Here is a 20058-nt window from a genome sequence, read left to right on the forward strand (position 1 = left end):
AAAATATAAAGGAGAATACATCATTATGCCAAATTCACATAACATCGAACACCGCATCTATACAATGTGTATGATGCAGCGCAATAATGAAGTTTTACTTATAAAACGCCCCGATCATCGAGGTTTTCCTGGTTACATCGCTCCCGGCGGAAAAGTAGATTTTCCAGAAAGTATCGTTCAAGCTGCTAAACGAGAAGTAAAAGAAGAAACTGGATTACTTGTTTCAACTTTAACCTTTAAGGGATTAGATGAATATGTAAATCCGAAAGAAAATGTTCGATATATGGTATTTAACTATTGGACAGATTCATTTGAAGGTGAACTCCTTTCGAATCCTCCTGAAGGCAAATTATTATGGGTACCAATCGATACAGCACTAAATCTTCCTATGCAAGATTGGTTTAAAGAAAGATTTCCATTATTTTTTGAAAAAGGTACGTTTGAAATTCAACGTGTTTGGGACAAAGACTTAGATAAACAAGTCGCTATGACAATTACCCATACGTAAAAAAGCTTGGAATCTCTCCAAGCTTTTCTTACTTCTCCTCTATTTTCTTAATCTCATAATCAATTTCTAAAAACTTAACTCCAAATATCCACATTTTATGGTTAGCTTCTAACATTTGATTGGTGCCCTCTTTAATAATAAACGTCTCTGCTAACGGTAACCGTACTGTAAAGAAACGAGTATGTAAATAAATCCCCTCATCTCCCTTACCATTTCTTCTCAGCTTACTAGTAATAATTAAATTATTATTATCATTACGTAATTTTAAAATCCCCGTCATATTCGAATATGGTAGAGGTAATGCGATATTCATATATGTCTCATTCTTATACGTATGTTTTGAGTAAAGAGCTACAAAAATAGATGCTCCTGCTTCATTTTTTCTTAACCAAGCTCTTACATTCTCCCTTCCATCCTTCTCATCCATTACCCCTATGATAGCGCCGTGCATTGTTTCCCACTTGCCCCCCATTCCTAAATGTATTTGTCCTACACGCTTACTCATTTTCTCATAACAAAATGCTAACAGGCGGAACGAACGAGTCCATTTAATATGCGATTGTAACTCATACTCTTTTGTATTTTCATAAAACCGAATAATGCTTAAAGGTATCTTCGTCACGTCAAATGCCTCACTATGAAAATCATTCATTTTATCAACTAAGCCGTTGTATTCCTTACTATCTATTACATTTCTGTTATGTAAAAACGCTTCACCAACTGTCGCCTTTCCTCTTAATCTGCTCATTGGTTTCCCGTAATATTTATAGTTCGGAACACTCTTTTCAATCATCCAGCCGACAAATGCCGGTAACGCTACTCCAATTCCATTCACAACACCGTGAATCCAAACCATTTGAGCAATTGTAATCGTCATTACATGTTTCAAATTCCCATACGAGTATATAAGTGAAAACATAATTGTTACCATAAGTGTACTAGACGATATGATCAGAAGAATCTTTGCGTTGATAGCATTAAATTTCGTACGCCAAACATAAATTCCATAACCATAAATAGCGCATAAATATAGGAACACTGCAAAAAATTCAAATACCCTTGAATACGTAATTCCTACTGCGACTGTCAGAGGTGAAATAACGATGACAAACATAATAACATCATATACTTTACTTCTCTTTTCTCTTTTTCTCCCAATTAAACCAGCCGATAACGGCAATAGAAACGCCGAATAATGAAAGTGTGCAGCTGTGAGTAAAACAATGTCAGAACTAAAGTGCATAATGGAAAGCTTTGCTACTGAGGCGAAAAACCAGAAGCCACCTAAAAACAAATAAATAAACGCACTATCGATTGCCGTTTCTTCTAACGGTTTCCATCCTCTTTCTAGTAATCTACTCACACCAAATAACGCGACAATTCCTGTATATACAAACCAAAATAGCGCAAAGAAATAGTGACTTGTTACGAAAGCTAGCATTGCACTAATTGCTGCGATTGGATATAAAAACGATACAAATTCATAAAAGAATACATATGATCCATTTCTTGTTTTCTTATCAATGATGCTAAATGACATCGGTATAAATAACAACATAGATAATAAAATAATTGCTTCCACTGGGTTTATATTTGACCACTCACATATTAAAAAAATAATATAACAAACAAATCCAACTATTATATTTTTCATATTATTTATTTCCTCTCCACAAACGTTCCCTTATATGAAAATAATGAACCAATTAACGGATTGCGTACTTGAACATGAATTCGAAAGCATTGTTGTGTTTCATCATAACTTTCTACAATGTCGGCCTCACCGTATAAGAATCTAGGTAGTGGAACTTTTCTTCCAAACATGTAAAACCATTGTTTCTTTGAAGAAATATGCATTGCCCCTAACTCATCAATATGAAAATTCAATGTAGAGACGAGTAAATGTGGTTCACCAAAATAATCTACAATTTCATTTTCATCAAGTTTCATTACCGCATTAAAATACCTTTTCTTATTATGAAAATAAAAAGTACGATTCCACCGCACAAGTTCATGTCCATGTTCATCACGCTCAGCGGTATTATGTATTGTAAATGGCACTCCCTTACCTCTCTCAGAGAAAAACATTCGAAACTTCGATGCAATTTTTAATATGAATTTTACGAAAAAAGAACCACCGTAAATTTCATCCATCTTCCCTTCTCCAATAAAGCTATTTTCTTCTGTAATCTCATAACGTTTCTGTAATTTCGGATGAAGTTTTTTATAAGAATCCCCTAATAATCTTTCATACATATTAGCCATACATTATCCCTTTCTCTTCCTCTTGCAATTTTTTGCACTTGGCAAATTCGTACTATTTATATAACCGACAATCGATAATCCAATTAGAAGTAGATTTAACGTAATTGGATTAAACGGCTCTGTAAAGCTTGCGATATTCGTAAATCCTGCTGCTATCGTTAAGGCTATTAACATAAAAATATGTACGACAAATACTTTTCGTTTTGGAAATGGTAACAGCCATAGGACACCAAAAATAATTTCTAGTAATCCAATTATTTTAAGTACAAAAACACTATGTTCAGTTGAACCAACCATCACCGATAGCATTTTTACTTCTTCTGAATGAGTAAACACTAGTTTCGGTACTATTCCTTGATACATCCATACGAAAGCAAATAAAAAACATACGAGCCAATACGTCACTGTTCTTCTAATGAGCAAGCTAGGATGAAGTCCCTTTTCTAACCATAATTTTAAAGCATCAAAACTCCAAGCAGTCGCCCAGCCTAATAACGGCCGAAACATATAGAAATCTATTACATTCCCTATACGACCAAACCTCGTATCATAATCATATTGTGTCTCAAAATGAATGTGTTCTTTACACGGTGTATACTTCCAATAACCACGCCCTATTTGAATAAGAGATAATGTATTATCCGTCCAAAACTTTAAAGAAGAAATTCTTTCACCCGTTTCTTTTCTTATTTCACCTATCGATTCCCCTTCCCCAGCTATTTCAAGTCCAAATCCGATTTTTGTTTTATATAGAAATTTCTGTGGTTCTCCTTCTTTTTTCTCTAAATATGAAATTTCAGTAAAGCGGGCATCCCATTCTGTATGTATATGTGGTTCTTGCGTATATTCCCATAATTTCTCCATCGTTGTGTTCATTTCTGCTGAAACATAAATAGGCTTTTTCCTCTTCATTCTTCCACCTCCAATGAACTATAATTTTAATGTACATGTAATAAATTTATTTTGCTACATTTTTCACAAACTTCCTTGTAAAAAATAGAATTTTTAAAATATATATAAAACACTTGATTCCTCGAAAAATTTAAATTATTATAAAACAAATGTTACCAACAACTTCATAAATCAAACACTCTCGCCTAAAACGTGAGATAGAGGTTGCGATACTTATGAGTATTCTAATGGAGACACAGAGATGTCTATGAAATTAGATGAAAGGAAGTATTGCCGAAATCGATATATTTCTCTGTATGTATCGATTGGGGCTGTTTTCGAATAGAAACAGAACTGTCATATGTACAGACGCGTATGTATGAAGAGCTATCTACAAAAAAGAGATATCATTTTCATGGTATTCCTTTTTTGGCGGTTTTTTTATTAGCTCCGTTTTCTGTTTCCCTTTTCCTGTAACAGCACCATCCTCACTTATTTGAGATGGTGTTTTTTGTTTTTCTCTGGTAACTACAGGAATATTGGGATTTATATATGTCCTAATCTATTCTTAAAAATGGATGAAAGAAGGAATTTGTAATGGAAACGATTGTACAAAAATTTGGTGGCACTTCTGTCGGAAGTGTTGAGCGTATTCAACATGTAGCAAATTTAATTATTGAAGAATATGAGCGAGGACATAGTATCGTCTCTGTCGTTTCAGCAATGGGAAAAAGTACTGATGAACTTGTAGCACTTGCTAACGCAATTACAGAAAATCCAAGTAAACGTGAAATGGATATGCTTCTATCGACAGGAGAGCAAGTAACTATTTCATTATTAACGATGGCACTGCAAGCAAAAGGGTATAACGCGATTTCATTAACAGGATGGCAAGCTGGTATTACGACAGAATCTGTACATAGTAGTGCACGGATTACTGAAATTAATACGGATCGAATTCAGTCTTATCTTACTAAAGGCACGATTGTTATTGTAGCTGGTTTCCAAGGAGTCAGTGAAGATCTTGAAATTACAACGCTTGGACGAGGTGGTTCTGATACAACTGCTGTCGCATTAGCTGCTGCACTAAACGCAAAAAAATGTGATATTTACACAGATGTGACTGGCGTATATACGACGGATCCACGAGTTGTAAAAGATGCTTATAAATTAGATGAAATTTCTTATGACGAAATGTTAGAACTTGCAAACCTCGGTGCTGGTGTATTACACCCGCGTGCTGTTGAGTTTGCTAAAAATCATAATGTCATTTTAGAAGTTCGCTCAAGTATGGAACAAGAAAACGGAACAATTGTAAAAGGAGAATGTAACATGGAACAACAATCAATCGTTAAAGGTATTGCATTTGAAGATAATATTACACGCATCACAGTGAAAGGATTAGAACAAGGTTCACTTTCAACTATTTTCTCTACATTAGCAGCGGCACATATTAATGTAGATATCATCATTCAAAGTATTACTAATGAAGGAACTGTTCATCTCTCCTTCTCCATCCATTCTAATGATTTAAGAGAAACATTAGAAGTATTGGAACAAAATCAAGAGGCACTTCACTATGAAGCAGTAGAATATGAAAATCATTTAGCAAAAGTATCAATTGTAGGATCTGGTATGGTCTCTAATCCAGGTGTTGCTGCGAATATGTTCACTACTTTAAAAGAAGAAGATATTCATATTAAAATGGTAAGTACATCAGAAATTAAAGTGTCTGTCGTTATTGACCGCCTTCATTTAGTGACAGGTGTTGAGGCACTGCATCAATCATTTATGGCGAAAATTGTGCCTTTAGTACAAATGAGTTAATTTCCAGCGGTACTACTTAAAACAAATTATATGAATCTATTTCCTTCCTATTAAAAATAGAAAGCTGTTTGCATTATATAAAGTGACAAGAAATTTATGTGTCATTAAAAAAATACAATTAATTCTATACAACAATCGGATCATTTAATGCCGTACAGGATAGAAATATTTTTGCAAGGAAGTCTCGGTATTGTTTGTTAACAAGATACTATATGACATACTTAAAAACACCTTGTCACATTTTCCTAAACTGTGACAAGGTGTTTTTGTTTGAAAGGAATTTGTAACTTTTTAATAGTATAATGAAGATGATGATTAGATAATACACTTTTACATATAAGGAGATAAAGACAATGTCAAAAAATAAATTACTCAGAATGGACAATGTTAGCATCGTTGTAGAATCCCTTGATCATGCAATCTCTTTCTTCGAGGAGATTGGGTTAAAACTCGAAGGGCGCGCCACTGTAGAGGGGGAATGGGCTGGTCGCGTAACCGGACTCGGTTCGCAGTGCGTAGAGATTGCTATGATGGTGACTCCAGATGGCCATAGCCGAATTGAACTTTCGCGATTTCTTACCCCGCCCGCTATAGGAGATCACCGGACAGCTCCTGTCAATGCCCTCGGTTATTTGCGCGTCATGTTCACCGTTGAAGACATTGATGAAATGGTATCTAGGCTTACTACTAAGCATGGTGCTCAACTCGTTGGTGAAGTAGTTCAATACGAGAACTCTTACCGTCTCTGCTACATTCGTGGAACCGAAGGGATTTTAATCGGTTTAGCGGAAGAACTCGGTAACAAGTAAGTGATGTATTATAAAGGAAACTACTATATTTTTAACCACGTCCTCACTCCAGAACGTGGTTATGCTTGTTTGAGTTTTTAAAAATATATTTTCATTTTACACATAGATTTCAAGACTCTATCCAAACAGTTCTTTAACATATCACTAACATCCAAAAAATCATTATGAAATAATTTAATTATTCGCTTTACCTTTTTCAAGGAAATATAACTGACTCTTCTCATTTTATAACTTATCGCTCTTTCCTATGAAAAAACGATCTATATTCATTCAAAATAACTTTCTTCACATCCGAGTAAAATACCATCATGAATAATGCAACGCCTAATACAACCACCTGTATTTTTTCATATTCAACGAAAGCACTCATAATTAACAAACCAAATCCAATATAAAAACCAAATTCGTTCTCTTTCTCAAAATCCTCATCATCTTCATCAATATGTATTTTTTCTTTCATGTTTTGATTCCCTTTTATTAACGCATCGAGCGTAACATTATAATTTCGCTAAGCAAAATTAAATTATCAATATCAGGATAACTTTTATTATTTTCCCATCTATATATTGCTTGCCTTGTCACACCAATCTTTTTAGCAACATCTTCTTGTGAAAATCCCTTTGACTCTCGTAGTTTTTTTAACTGCTCTCCTAAGCTCATAACGTCCCCCTCTTTTAAAAAATTATGACATAATAGGAGATGAAAAAGAAAGAAACTATTAGTAAAATCCGCTGTAAACCACTCGTTTACACAATAAAAAAGAGAGAATAACTCTTTGAGTTATTCTCTCTCTTCTATTAAAACAGATGAATGTTTTCTTTCTTGCAAGCTTCACGTAAATCATCAGGCCATACAGAAGATTGAACTTCACCGATATGTGCTTTACGTAAGAAGTACATGCACATTCTTGATTGTCCGATACCACCGCCAATTGTTAATGGTAGTACGTCTTCTAAAATACCTTTATGGAAATCGTACTCACGTTTGAAGTCTTCACCTGTTTTCGTTAACTGCTCATCAAGTGATTTACTATCAACACGAATTCCCATTGATGATAATTCAAATGAAGATTGTAGTACTGGGTGCCAGAATAAGATGTCACCGTTTAATTTCCAATCATCATAATCAGCTGCGCGTCCATCATGCTTTTCACCTGAACGAAGTGCATCACCAATTCCGATAATGAAGACTGCACCGTGCTCTTTCGCAATTGCATGTTCACGATCTTTCGGTGTTAATTCTGGATATTTATCTTCTAGTTCTTGAGAAGTAACAAACACAATTTCTTCTGGTAAATACTTCCCAAGGAACGGATATTTTTCAAATAAGTGGTCTTCTAAATCTTTGAATATTCCATAAATTGTTAGTACTGTTTTTTGTAAGTAATCTACAGTACGCCATTCTTTTTGAACGATTTTTTCCCAATCCCATTGGTCAACGTAAATAGAATGTGTTGCATCAAGTTCTTCATCACGACGAATCGCGTTCATGTTTGTATATAACCCTTCACCAGCTTCATATCCATATTCATGCAGTGCAAATCGTTTCCACTTCGCTAGTGAGTGTACAATTTCTAATTCTTCTCCTGAGTGTAACATATCAAATTCAATTGGACGTTCTACACCGTTTAGATGATCGTTTAGTCCTGATTTTTTCGTTACGAATAATGGTGCAGATACACGGAATAATTCAAGTCGTTTTGCTAATTGATCCTCAAAAAATGTTTTAACTTCCTTAATTGCGATTTGAGTCTCTCTTACTGTCATTAATGATTGATACATGGTGGTTTCCTCCTAAAATGTTTGGATGTTGTGAAAAGAAGCCAACAAAAAAAGCCCTTCTTTCCCAAAAAACTGGGACGAAAGGCTTTGGTTCCGCGGTACCACCCAAATTAGCAACAGAGGTTGCTCACTTATACAATACGGAGATGAAGTATCTCGATACTGTTCTTCTTGTAACGGCGAAGTTCCCGGCTAAGTCTACTTTCCTGTCAAGGATTTCGGTTAGCAACTCCAGGAGGTTCTTCATAATAGGCTTCGTATCAGGCTCACACCACCCCTGACTCGCTTAGACTACGTCCTACTACTACTCGTCCTTTCATAGTCGTTTTGTTGTCACATCTCTGAAACATTTTATTAATGATTATTCTATACAAAAAATAAATAAAGTCAACAAAAAGTTTTAAAATATTTTTCAATTCTTTATTTTACGTCTTTATTGATTGTTTCCAATATACCTTCTTTACTTCTTTTGTCTGGGCATTCCAAAAAACGTTTCACTAACAGAAACTAACATATATACAACAATTAATGTAATCGTCCGAAATATAGAATCCGCAGTATTTCGTATTATTTTCATTTTCTTTGTAATTCCTTTCAGTTTACTTGCAAATTCATGATATACTATAGCATTCAAGCAGTTTGTTTTTACTTAAAACAAACATAGTCATTTATAAAGAGTATTTTCTAAATCATTGACTATTATCAAATAAGATTTTTATATAACGGAGTGATTATATGAGTAAAACGAAGGCAACACCGAAAAAAGGTGTAGGACAAGGTACAGGAAGTAAAGGATGGAACCGTTGGCAATCAAGTGCAAAGAAAAAGAAAGCTGCAAAGCCATACAAAAGTAAAGGTACAAAGAAATAATTGAAATAACATTTGATTTCTTTACTTTGTACAAAACAAAATATAATTATTACAACAAAAAAGCTATACCCTCATACATTTGAAGGCATAGCTTTTTTTATTAGATCATTAAAATATCTCGAATTTCTTCCTCCGTGATGGATGATAATTTCTCTTCTCCTGGCTCAATCACTTCAGCGATTAAATGTTTCTTACTCTCTTGTAGTTCATGCATTTTTTCCTCAATGGTTCCGTGTGCTACTAATTTAATAACTTGTACTGTATTTTTTTGCCCCATTCGATATGCCCGATCTGCTGCTTGTTGTTCAACAGCTGGATTCCACCATAAATCGTATAATATAACCGTATCAGCGCCTGTTAAGTTAAGACCTGTACCACCAGCTTTTAAAGAAATGAGGAATAGGTCTCCTTCTCCTTCGTTAAACCGATTACATAGTTCTACACGTTCTTGCGAAGGTGTATTCCCGTCTAAATAAAAGTATGGAATTGCTTGACGATTTAATTCACGACCAATAATGGACAGCATCTTCGTAAATTGAGAAAAGATTAAAATTCTCTTACCAGTGCTTCTACATTCCTCTAGTATGTCTAACAGTTGCTCGAATTTAGCTGAACTCCCTTTGTAATCATCAACGAATAAAGCAGGATGATTACATATTTGTCTTAATCTCGTTAAGCCAGCTAAAATTCTAATTTTATTTTTACGTAACGTATCTTTGTCTAAATGCTTTAATGTTTCTTCCCTTAATTTCGCTAAGTAAGCAGCATATAGTCTCTTTTGATCCGGTAATAACTCCGATGACTGTAAGTGCTCTATTTTATCTGGAAGCTCTTGTAATACATCTTCTTTTAATCGTCTTAATACGAACGGTTTTACGCGCTTCGCAATATCTTCACGCCTTAAATCACCGAATTCTTTTCTTCCTGGTAATAATTCTGGAAATACGACATGAAAGATAGACCATAGCTCTTCTAATGAATTTTCGACAGGCGTTCCCGTTAGTCCAAAACGATATTCAGCTTGAATTGTTTTCACTGCTCTTGCAGTTTGTGTTGTAGGATTTTTAAACGCCTGTGCTTCATCAAGAAATAGTGTATGAAATGGCCTCGCATATGACCTTACATCTCTTCTCAGTAATGGATATGACGTAATGACGACATCAAATTCCGCTACGTCTTTTAAGATTTTTCGTCGTTCTGTTTGATTTCCATCTGCAATAACCGCTCTAATATGTGGGGTGAATTTTTTCAATTCACTAAACCAATTATAAACGAGCGAGGACGGTGAAACGACTAATATAGGCAGCTTCTTCTCCCGAATTTCAGGCAAAACAGAATCTATATAAGCAATACTTTGCAGCGTTTTTCCAAGTCCCATATCGTCTGCTAAAATACCGCCAAAACGGTAATAGGCGAGTGTTTTCATCCATTCGAACCCGTATACTTGATACTCTCTCATTACAGCATGTAAAGTTGGCGGTACTGTAAACTTTAACTTTTTCGGATTTTGAATGCTTTCAACTAAATCTTGAACAGACTCATCTAAACTTAAAACATTACCTTCATGTAGTCCATTCATCCATTTTACACTCCGAATAAGCGGAACATTCACTTCTTCCCCATGTAAAAATTCTTTTCGAATACCTGATTCTTTTACAAACTGATTAATTTCATTAAACTCTTTGCTCTCTAGTGATAATAAAGAACCATTCGCAAGCCGATAATATTTCCGTTTTTCTTCAAGAGCCGCTAATACACCTTTAATTTCAGCTTCGGGTATTCCTTTTATATCAAAACGAAATGACAACCAATCAATTCTTTCTTTCCTTCTCACTCTAATAAGTGGCGCTGTATCCCCTTTATGAATGCGTAATTTGATTGCTGTTGTCGCGTAAATATCAACTAAACCTTTTAACGTTGGAACAATGTGATATAAAAAGTTATACTCAGCTTCTTCATTATGCATAAAGTAACCGCCTTCTGTTTTCGCAAAGGCACTTTCACTCATAATGTCTAAAATCTCTTTTTCCTTTTTCTCATCACGATTAAAAACAGAAGGTTGCCCGTCTTCTTCTAGCGGATTAATCACGACGTTTCCATAATGAAATTCAAGACCTGCTAGCAAACGATTTTTCACTCGATCTAAATATAGCTTTGCTTTTAACGACGGCGTTTCAACACGATCGGATATGACTTCATCAATGCGCACTGTTCCAAGTTTCATTAATCCAGGCACAACTTTCGCTACGAAATGTTCCATCTTATTTTCAGGAATATAAAACTGATTGCTATTTGAGCGACTCATCATCTTTTGCAATTCAATAAGTCGCATACAATCTTCCATAGGTAAATGATATAATTTCCCATCGTAAAGAGCGTTGTTATACATCTCCATAACTCGAACACGATTTAGACCGTCTATATGAAGGGTAAACCCGCCATTATTCCCTTTCGTAAACTCAAAATGTAATGGCAATAACCCTTTTGAAATGTGTAATCCTTGGAACAGTTGCTCATTTTGTTTCAACTGTACATACTCGGCTCTAGAAAGTGCAGAGAGCATATCATTCCATGAAGCTGGCGGTATAAATATCATACTTTCATCTTGTTTCGCATGTACTTCTAGTGCATCTTCATACATTTTTTCGTTATGATATATTTTAATAAGTTGTTGTATAATCGCGTCTGTTTCTTGTTTAAAACTGTGTACATCTGGCGTATATGTAAATTCATTGGAACAATGAAAAGCCTCTCTCTTCTCTACTTTAGAAAGAAATTCTCTAATATGATTTATAAAATATGTTTTCGCAAGTTTTAACTGAATTCCAAGAAGAGCCCCACCGCTTTTCTTCGCTACTGGTGAACATATAAACGCAACATCTAATATTTCACGTGTATCAAACCGATGTTGTTTACTTTTTGGCCTCAGTGGTTTGTCTGCAAATAACTGAAACATCCCGTTTGTTAATTGGTCATTTCTGCTACTAACAGAGCCCATTCCACCCGTTTGCTGGTTATAATTTATTTGTATTAGTACGGCTGCAACATGTTGACAGTACGTTTGAAAAGACGCTAATGAAGGACAACTACATCTCGCAACAACATCACCTTTCTTAGCTTTTTCTACTGTAACACGAAAATCCTCGTTCCCTTTTACTGTCGCCTCACAAATTTCTTTCGTTTCATCATAGTAATTCACGATTACTTTATTTGATTTATAATAAGCTTCTCCTCTTTTATAGGAGGTTTCTCCGCATACTTCTTTTATAATTGATTTATTTATATAAAAACTCAATGGTGCACCTCCTTACGTCACTCATTTCATTCTATCAATATTGTACATGTATACTCCATTAAGTAAAGTCGTACATACGAAAAACAAAAATAAGCATCTTTCGCTATATAACGAAAGGTGCTTGTCTTTTCATGAATTGATATCATCTAAATACCAAGATCCATCTTTTTTCACTAAATTATACGTATACGTAAATGATTCACCTTGCTCTCCTAAAACTGGTACGCTTACTTTCACACTTAACGTTGATGGTGTTTCACTTACACTTGTGAATGTTTTCATTGCCTCTGTATTATAAACATTCGTTACAGGATATAAATAATATGGATTTAATATCCACTGTCTATTATACTTATAAGCTTTTTCAAATTGCTTCCCTGTAAATTTCGGCTCATAAAACTTTTTCATTTGCTTTTGTAAATCTTCAAATTTTTCTTCTTCCGGCGATTTTACTGCCGCTTGTAAAATGTTATTTGCGTGTTGTTCCGCATCTAATATTAATTGCTGAGCACTTGGTAAAGATAAACCTGATAGCGCTTGCTTATCTTCCTCACTTCCCGAAACTTGAGCACTCACCTTACCTGTCAACCCTTTATAAGCGACATTAATTTCAGTCGTATCTCCGATTTTCGCATCATCCTTTACTGTCACTTCTCCGAGTTCATTCACGATAACGAAATCTTTTGAACTTTTGAAAGTAAGTAGGCTTGGTTGTGTTACTTTTTTATAGCGGTACTGCTCAATCGGCAATCCTAATACTTCACGTTGCTCAATTACTTCTACCGGCACAGGTATCGCTAAACGTACTTGCAATTGTTCTTTTTGCTTTTTCATCACAAATGTTTTTTCAGGATCTACTTGTAGCTTTGTTGGCTTCACAATATAGACCGGAACTTTTATTTCTGAAAGTACTTTCCCATCTTCCACTAACTCAAATAATAGGTCTACTTTCTGTTTTTCTTTTGCACCTGATTTTGTATGAACTGAAAAATCATTGGCATCTTTTCGTTTTGCTTCTACTACATCTGTATTTTTACTTGATACTCGTATTTCCTGATCCTTCGATACTTTCTCTACTTTCATCGTTAATTGATCTTCATCAAAGATTCTTTTTACTACTTTTAAATTTGTTTCTTCTCCCTCTTCAAGTAATAAATAATCTTGCGCTGATTGTAAATCATACTTTTCACAATTACTTATTTTCTTGATCTCTTCATTTATATCTATTAACGATTTCTTGATAGAAAAAATGTCAGCATGAATTATACTCGCCTCTAAACCTGCTTGAACATAATATCCAAGTGCTCCTTTTGCGCAAATACTTTCAAGCGTATTCAAATTATTAGAGTTAACGTCTTTTATGCCCCACGACGCTCTTGCCAACGCTTCTAATTTCAATCCACCTTCTAAATTAGCCCCTATTAAAATTATATTCGCAAGTGTTAAACCACCTCTAATTTCAGCACCTGCTTTCCCCTCAATTTTTGCTTCCCCTTTAAAATTAAGGTTAGGACCAATTCGCTTATGTTCATCTACAATTTTACCGTTTTCAATTCCCGTTCTATACGAATCTGTTTGCTTCACATCTATTTCTACACCTATTGATAAATCTGCTTTAACTATAATCGAACCTTCTACCATTAAACCTAAAGCTGGAATAGTAGGGTTCGGCACGTGAACCATAAACAAAGTTTTCTTAAATGGTTTCAGTGAGAGACCTTTTTTATCAATAATTTCTTTCCATTCTTCAAATGTTAGTGTTTCGGCATTTTTTTTATCACAAGCTACTTTTCCTCCGAAACAGTGCGAGTAATTAAAAGTGTATTTTAAGTTATTCTCAACCTCACTTTTAAGAATAAATTTTAAATCGTCCAAATTAGTTGCATCTTTATACTCCACATCAAAATCTACATCTTTAATTTTCATTTGACCGTTTAGTGCAAAGGTTAGATCATCATTAATTCCTAACTCTTTACCGGTTACTTTAATATCAGTATTCATACTGAATACTTCTTTATCAGCGTCATACTCAGCAAGTGCACGTTGTAAAAAATGCTCTGGTCCCTGTAAAGCGTATTGATTTTTTTCTTTCTCCCCATTAATTTTCTGTTGAAAAGGATTTAAAGGAGCTGACTGCTTTTCTTCCAGCGTTACACCTTCTGCTAAATAAACGGGTTTTGCATTGTCTCTCGTAACCGATACCTTTTCTTTCACATCTATTTTTTCAATTACTTCTTTAGCATCTGGTTGCACTGCTTTTACAACCTTCTCCCCATCACTTCCATCCGTTATAGAGATGATTTTAATAACAACCCCAAGTGGGTTATTTGGGATTGGTGGCAAAATTAAAATATTATCATTTTTCAATTCTTGTAATTTTGCTGCTTCTTTTTTGAATGTGAAAGTATCTGTTTGCGTTTGTTCTATGTCGTTTTTATATTGTTCTTTCACTTCATATACGTTCTTTTTGTATACGATACTTGCTTTTTCACCGTCTCCTCCATTACCCGTACTGCCACCGGTATCTCCATCCCCAGTAGTTGGCTCATCTTTCTTGTAATCAATCACTTTACTAACGACTGCTGTCGACTCCGCTCTCGTTAACGTTTGTTTCGGTTTAAACGTCCCATCTGGATACCCTGAAATGATTTTTGCATTTACTAATGCAGCTATCAATTTAGGATTTTTCGTAAATTTACCTTTATCTCCAAATTTTATTTCTTCATTTACTTCCTTTAATTTCAACACTTTCGCGATAATGATCGCCATTTCTTCCCTCGGGATTTCTTGCTCTGGTTTGAAGCTATCTCCATATTCTTTCTTTTCAATAATTCCTTCTTTTATCGCTGTTTCGATATACTGATTTGACCACTTACTTTTCGGTACATCTTTAAACGTCTCTTGATCTTTTATAATCTTATATCCTTGCTGTAACACGATCATCGACAAAAATTGTTCTCTCGTCAATCGATCTTCTGGACCAAAGATTCCATTCCCTTTACCAGATACAATCTTCAACTCTTTTAATCTCTTTATATCTTTATACGCCCAGTAGGAAGGTGGTACATCATCAAATACATATCCATAATCAAGTAATTTAACGATGACTGCTGTCGACTCGGCTCTCGTCAATGTTTGTTTCGGTTTGAACGTTCCATCAGGATATCCTGAAATGATTTTTGCATTTACTAATGCAGCTATCAATTTAGGATTTTTCGTAAATTCACCTTTATCTCCAAATTTTATTTCTTCATCTACCTCTTTTAACTTTAAAACCTTTGCGATAATAATCGCCATTTCTTCCCTTGGAATTTCTTGCTCTGGCTTAAAGTTATCTCCGTATTCCTTCTTTTCAATAATCTCTTCTTTTATTGCAGTTTCAATGTATTGGTTTGACCACTTACTTTTCGGCACATCTTTAAATGTCGCTTGATCTTTTACAATCTTATATCCTTGCTGTAACACGACCATCGACAAAAATTGTTCTCGCGTTAAGCGATCTTCTGGACCAAACAGCCCATCTCCCTTTCCAGATACAATCTTCAACTCTTTTAATCTCTTTATATCTTTATACGCCCAATAAGAAGGTGGTACATCTTTGAATACAAGCTCATTTGTATTCTCAACTGCACTATGAAACTGATTTGTTTTTTTATTTACCTCGTTAGCAGCGTACGCTATTGCACCATCAAATATCAATGTTATAAATAGTACAAACAGTATACTCAATTGAGCTATTTTTTTAAGCCAATTTTTCATCCCGTATTCCCCTTTTGCATTCAAAATGAAATAAAGATAACCGCATCGAATTATTCATCAATTGTAGAAAGAACAGTCTCTATGTTTATACCGTCTCCAACCTTTTTAATGAATGATTTTCCAATATTTAAATCTCCTGAAATTTTAGGTAGCAATAAATAATCAAGCCATACCGTTTCCCCTGACGGAATAGAATTTACAACTCGCTTCAACTCTGTTCCTGGTGTATAAACAAAGTTTTTCTTTTCTTCTTCATTTAACTCTACTTGTAAATCATAAATAACGTTTGGCGATTTATTTTCAATCCCTACCCTAACTACATACGGAAGACCTCTATATGCTTTTTTATCTACTTTAATATGCATCTTCACTCCGTCTTCCCCGTACACTTCAATTGGCTTAGCTGTTTTAAACCCGGCAGAAAGTGGCTCATCAAACGGATATAGTGTAGATGAGAAATTAGCATTCAAATGATATTCACCTTTTTTATCTCCACGAATATACCACTCAGCTTTCTTAACCTCATTTCCACCTATCGTTCCTAAATGGATTGTGTCACTTTGTTTTTCGGAAATCGGAGCTAAACTTAATCCTTCTGGTAAATTTAGTGATACATTTGTATTCGTTAATTCAAATGGTTCGTCTGCGAAACTTTGAATCATCACTTCCACTTTAAAGAACTCTTTCAGCCAACTTACTTTCCCTGGGACTACCATATATCCAACTGCAGGAGGCGCTTCTTTTTCTTGGAAACGTTCATTTTGAATAACAACTGGGTACACATTAACCTCACTTGCACCACTACCGATCGATACGTTTAAATCACCTTGTATAACTTTACCTACATTATTAATAATGTAATCAACTTTTTTATCCTCATTATCTATTTTCAAATGCAGTTCAAACTTATACACGTGGCGATTATCTGGATGATTGACATCAATACCAGCCTTCTCTATTTCTTCTTTCGACATTTGAGTTACGTTCATTTTTCCATCAAATAACTGCGAAGGTTCTAATGTGACTTTTTGCTTCGTCCGCTCATCATTCTTTACAACTACGTCTACAGCAACTGGTTTATAGCCTTTTTTATAAACGTATACTTTATAAGCACCTTCTTGTGGTTTTAACGACAAAGTACCATTACTACCTGTTATTAATTTTTGTGTTTTCTTTTTTGAGTCTTCTAAAACGACGCTAACATTATCCATTCCGCGTCCATTTCCATCTTGTACTTCTAGTAATAAACCAGTCTCTTTCTCTGTTACTTCAACAGGAATATTCAAACTTTGTTTATCTTTCGTTATCGTAACAGTTGCCGTTCCTTTTTTATCTTGAGCTACTAACTTCCCAGAAGCATCTACTTCTACTACAGATGCATTAGAAGACTTAAAATTCACACTTTTCGTAACATCTTTTAGCGAACCATCTTCATATAAACCTGTAACTTTTAATTCATATGCTTCTTTCGTTTTTAATGCAATTTTCTCCGTACCAACTTGTAATGCAACAAGTGGATTCTCTACTTTTACTTTCACTTCCTTTTTCATATCTCTTACAGATACTGTAATAATAGATTCTCCTTCTTTTTGCGCTACAATATTTCCGAACTTATCAACTTTCACATTATCGTTGTTACTAGAGAATGTCGCTTCATTATTAATTGATGAACGGTAATCCTCCTCATAAATTCCTGTTACTTGTAACTTTTTCGTACCGTTAATAGGTAATGTTAAATTTGACGTTTCAAGTTCAATGTCTTTCAGACCGTTTTCAACGTATATTGGAACACGTATCTCGCGCTCCTTGTACTTAATAATCAGAGTTGTTTGTCCCTGTTTAATCCCTTTAATTTTTCCGTCACTTCCAATTTCGGCTATCTTATCATCATTTATCCGAAAACTCGATTGATCTGTAACATCTTTTTCACTATTATCATATTTTGCTTTTACTACAATGTTATCTTTTGCGCCTTCTTTTAATGTAAGTTGATTTTTATTGGTTACTACCTCTTTCAACTGTTTTTCTACCGTTACTATCCCCTCTATCGTTAGCCCTTCATAAGTTACTTTAACCTTTGTTTCCCCTTCTTTTTTTCCTTTCACATACATTGAATCATTACTTAATTCAGCAACCTCTGTATTAGCAAACACTATTTTAGATAATCTTGTAATATCTTCAGAGTATCCGTCATCATACGATGATACAACAGTAAAAGGATTACTTTCTCCTTCTATTACTACCGGATTAATACTAGGATAAACATTAATTTCTTTTAATTTACGATTCGATTTTCCCACTGTTACATTTACTTTTTTTGTAATACCACCGTACTCTACAGTGATAACTGCTTTCCCTTCGCTCACAGCTTGAAAGCGGTTGTCCTCGATTATTCGCACAACATCTTCATCTGAGCTTATTAACTTTATCTTCCCCCTCATTCTTTCCATTAATCCACCATCATAAATTGCGTATCCAGAAATATACCTTGTTTCTTTATCAAACATTTCAAAGTTTTCTCTTTCTAGTTCAATATCCGTTAATGTTTTTTCAACCTCTATAGTTCCCCAACCAGTCATATCACCATACTCTGCTCGTATACCTGTAACTCCAGCACGATTTGCTGTTATTTTATTTCCTGAATTAAGTTTTGCAATTCCTTCATTCTCAACTACCATTTTAACTTTCTCTGTAATATCTTTTTCACCATCTTGATACTTAGCCATTACTTTATACGTTTGCTCTTCCCCAATTTTTAATTTCATTCGTTGAGGAGTTATTGACAATTCTTTCAAGAACACTCCAATTGTATTTTGCCAAATTATTGCACCATCTTTTTTCCCGATTAAAGTTAATTGTAGATCCCTATCTTCTTTATTTATTTCTATTTCCATCTCTTTTTCAGATTCACCTTTTACAAAAATGACCCTCCCTTTATCTTTAACTTCTACCGGACTATTCAATCCCTTAGGTAGAATTAAATTCCAATCTACAGCGTACTCTGTATTTTTATTACCACTTCTTAGAAAATGCATTTTTACTTTTGCTTTATCAGAACTTATATCTTCAACATGCCATCTATCAATATAAATCCTATCATACTCTACTGGGGAGGGTATATCTTCAAATGTAATCGGCTTAACAAGTACATTCGAATCTACACCAGTATCTTTCCCATCAGCAATTGCTAATTTAATCTTATTCCAATCATTTGCTTTCACGCTAGAACTAGCATCTAATACTTTAGTCATTCCATCCATTTCCGTATTTTTAAATCCATTTGTATTTGAAACATAGTGGCTACTATTCCACCTATTAATTGTTGATGTTGATACAACCGATGATGTATTCGGTGCATAGGCTATATTTCTGCCATTTACAAACACCCCAACAATATCAGGATAAGTAGAAAATTCCTCATACTCATCAGAAGCAAGCATATACTGCATATTCATTATTTCTTTCGATGGCTTAAACTCAAATTCGAGAATACTCGCATCGAATGTTTTTGTCCCACCCCACAATAATTGCTCTAAATCACTATCACCAGGTTGATTATTAATCTGTGTATAACTTTTATACTTATTAGGTCCTATAATACCTTTCGCATTACCTGTACTTAATATAACGCCATCTTCAATTCCAAAAATATTTTGCTTCGCTTGCACTGTGCCGGCTGCTTGATTTGCACCTTTATATTTCACATTTCGAATTTCCACTCCGTCACCAATGAGTTTTTTCGCTAGCTGTTCTGCTTTCACATTATCATCTAATGTGGATACTGAAATGTCTGGGTTATTACTCTTACCAGCCTCTTGTACGCTTTTGATTTCAAATTTTCTGTCTTCTTTAATTGTTTCTTCCCCATTTGCTTTTACATAAAAACCTGGTAACTGTAAACATAAAATAGCAATCATACAAACTGTTAAACCGTTTTTAAACTGCTTATATTTTCCTCCCAACTACTTATCCCCTTTCTTTTTTCAAATACAAGCGTCTCTTTTATTGACTCCTTCCTTTGCATTTTATTGGAAACTCATAAATATATTAATC

At 34.5% G+C, this 20058-nt stretch carries 11 protein-coding genes, 1 pseudogene, 1 riboswitch and 1 other annotated feature; of the genes and pseudogenes, 4 read left to right on the plus strand and 8 right to left on the minus strand.

Going from position 1 to position 20058, the window contains the following annotated elements:
- The first annotated feature begins 25 nt into the window (after positions 1-25).
- Positions 26-508 (plus strand): 8-oxo-dGTP diphosphatase, encoded by a 483-nt coding sequence (locus tag PDQ68_RS13805; RefSeq protein ID WP_061183888.1) that lies wholly within the window; start codon positions 26-28, stop codon positions 506-508.
- Between the two features lie 28 nt (positions 509-536).
- On the opposite strand, the gene PDQ68_RS13810 is transcribed toward PDQ68_RS13805, so the two are convergent.
- Genes PDQ68_RS13810 through PDQ68_RS13820 form a run of 3 tightly spaced genes read right to left on the minus strand, consistent with a single transcriptional unit; the run spans position 537 to position 3685 of the window.
- Positions 537-2162 (minus strand): YndJ family protein, encoded by a 1626-nt coding sequence (locus tag PDQ68_RS13810; protein WP_061183889.1) that lies wholly within the window; start codon positions 2160-2162, stop codon positions 537-539.
- 5 nt (positions 2163-2167) lie between these two features.
- Entirely contained in the window at positions 2168-2773 is a 606-nt protein-coding gene (locus PDQ68_RS13815; protein ID WP_061183890.1) for a DUF4166 domain-containing protein, read from the minus strand.
- Between the two features lie 3 nt (positions 2774-2776).
- Positions 2777-3685 carry a DoxX-like family protein gene (locus PDQ68_RS13820; RefSeq protein WP_270786846.1) on the minus strand — a complete coding sequence of 303 codons (909 nt, stop codon included), beginning with the start codon at positions 3683-3685 and terminating at the stop codon, positions 2777-2779.
- A gap of 190 nt (positions 3686-3875) precedes the next feature.
- A riboswitch (Lysine riboswitch) is annotated at positions 3876-4062 on the plus strand.
- Between the two features lie 199 nt (positions 4063-4261).
- On the opposite strand from PDQ68_RS13820, the gene PDQ68_RS13825 reads away from it, so the two are divergent.
- Both PDQ68_RS13825 and PDQ68_RS13830 read left to right on the plus strand, forming a co-directional pair.
- Positions 4262-5491 carry an aspartate kinase gene (locus PDQ68_RS13825; RefSeq protein ID WP_061183892.1) on the plus strand — a complete coding sequence of 410 codons (1230 nt, stop codon included), beginning with the start codon at positions 4262-4264 and terminating at the stop codon, positions 5489-5491.
- Between the two features lie 353 nt (positions 5492-5844).
- The gene (locus PDQ68_RS13830) at positions 5845-6300 is read left to right on the plus strand and encodes a VOC family protein (RefSeq protein ID WP_000041941.1); all 456 of its coding nucleotides are present in this window, start codon (positions 5845-5847) and stop codon (positions 6298-6300) included.
- A gap of 232 nt (positions 6301-6532) precedes the next feature.
- Here the strand turns inward: PDQ68_RS13830 and PDQ68_RS13835 are convergent.
- Together PDQ68_RS13835 and asnA are read right to left on the minus strand one after the other, a co-directional pair.
- Positions 6533-6960 (minus strand): annotated as a pseudogene (locus tag PDQ68_RS13835) (helix-turn-helix domain-containing protein).
- A 137-nt stretch (positions 6961-7097) separates the two neighbouring features.
- Positions 7098-8081 (minus strand): aspartate--ammonia ligase, encoded by a 984-nt coding sequence (gene asnA, locus PDQ68_RS13840; protein ID WP_000284908.1) that lies wholly within the window; start codon positions 8079-8081, stop codon positions 7098-7100.
- Between the two features lie 70 nt (positions 8082-8151).
- Positions 8152-8410: a binding site (T-box leader), on the minus strand.
- A 406-nt stretch (positions 8411-8816) separates the two neighbouring features.
- Between asnA and PDQ68_RS13845 the strand changes: the two genes are divergently transcribed.
- Positions 8817-8951 (plus strand): DUF3934 family protein, encoded by a 135-nt coding sequence (locus PDQ68_RS13845; protein WP_270786848.1) that lies wholly within the window; start codon positions 8817-8819, stop codon positions 8949-8951.
- Between the two features lie 100 nt (positions 8952-9051).
- Here PDQ68_RS13845 and PDQ68_RS13850 read toward each other — a convergent pair whose 3' ends face one another.
- From PDQ68_RS13850 to PDQ68_RS13860, 3 genes are all read right to left on the minus strand, one after another.
- Positions 9052-12246, minus strand: a complete 3195-nt coding sequence (locus tag PDQ68_RS13850; RefSeq protein WP_061183893.1) for a DEAD/DEAH box helicase — start codon at positions 12244-12246, stop codon at positions 9052-9054.
- Positions 12247-12375: 129 nt separating this feature from the next.
- The gene (locus PDQ68_RS13855; RefSeq protein WP_270786851.1) at positions 12376-16005 is read right to left on the minus strand and encodes an S-layer homology domain-containing protein; all 3630 of its coding nucleotides are present in this window, start codon (positions 16003-16005) and stop codon (positions 12376-12378) included.
- Between the two features lie 50 nt (positions 16006-16055).
- Positions 16056-19967 (minus strand): choice-of-anchor L domain-containing protein, encoded by a 3912-nt coding sequence (locus PDQ68_RS13860; protein WP_270786852.1) that lies wholly within the window; start codon positions 19965-19967, stop codon positions 16056-16058.
- Between the last annotated feature and the right edge of the window lie 91 nt (positions 19968-20058).

The sequence above is a fragment of the Bacillus cereus group sp. Bc010 genome, from assembly GCF_027716745.1.
Taxonomy (GTDB): Bacteria; Bacillota; Bacilli; order Bacillales; family Bacillaceae_G; genus Bacillus_A; species Bacillus_A pacificus.

Excerpts from the sequence above, each read along its gene's own strand:
- PDQ68_RS13805 (WP_061183888.1), top strand. The coding sequence starts at position 26 with ATGCCAAATTCACATAACATCGAACACCGCATCTATACAATGTGTATG.
- PDQ68_RS13810 (WP_061183889.1), bottom strand. The coding sequence starts at position 2,162 with ATGAAAAATATAATAGTTGGATTTGTTTGTTATATTATTTTTTTAATA.
- PDQ68_RS13815 (WP_061183890.1), bottom strand. The coding sequence starts at position 2,773 with ATGGCTAATATGTATGAAAGATTATTAGGGGATTCTTATAAAAAACTT.
- PDQ68_RS13820 (WP_270786846.1), bottom strand. The coding sequence starts at position 3,685 with ATGAAGAGGAAAAAGCCTATTTATGTTTCAGCAGAAATGAACACAACG.
- PDQ68_RS13825 (WP_061183892.1), top strand. The coding sequence starts at position 4,262 with ATGGAAACGATTGTACAAAAATTTGGTGGCACTTCTGTCGGAAGTGTT.
- PDQ68_RS13830 (WP_000041941.1), top strand. The coding sequence starts at position 5,845 with ATGTCAAAAAATAAATTACTCAGAATGGACAATGTTAGCATCGTTGTA.
- asnA (WP_000284908.1), bottom strand. The coding sequence starts at position 8,081 with ATGTATCAATCATTAATGACAGTAAGAGAGACTCAAATCGCAATTAAG.
- PDQ68_RS13845 (WP_270786848.1), top strand. The coding sequence starts at position 8,817 with ATGAGTAAAACGAAGGCAACACCGAAAAAAGGTGTAGGACAAGGTACA.
- PDQ68_RS13855 (WP_270786851.1), bottom strand. The coding sequence starts at position 16,005 with ATGAAAAATTGGCTTAAAAAAATAGCTCAATTGAGTATACTGTTTGTA.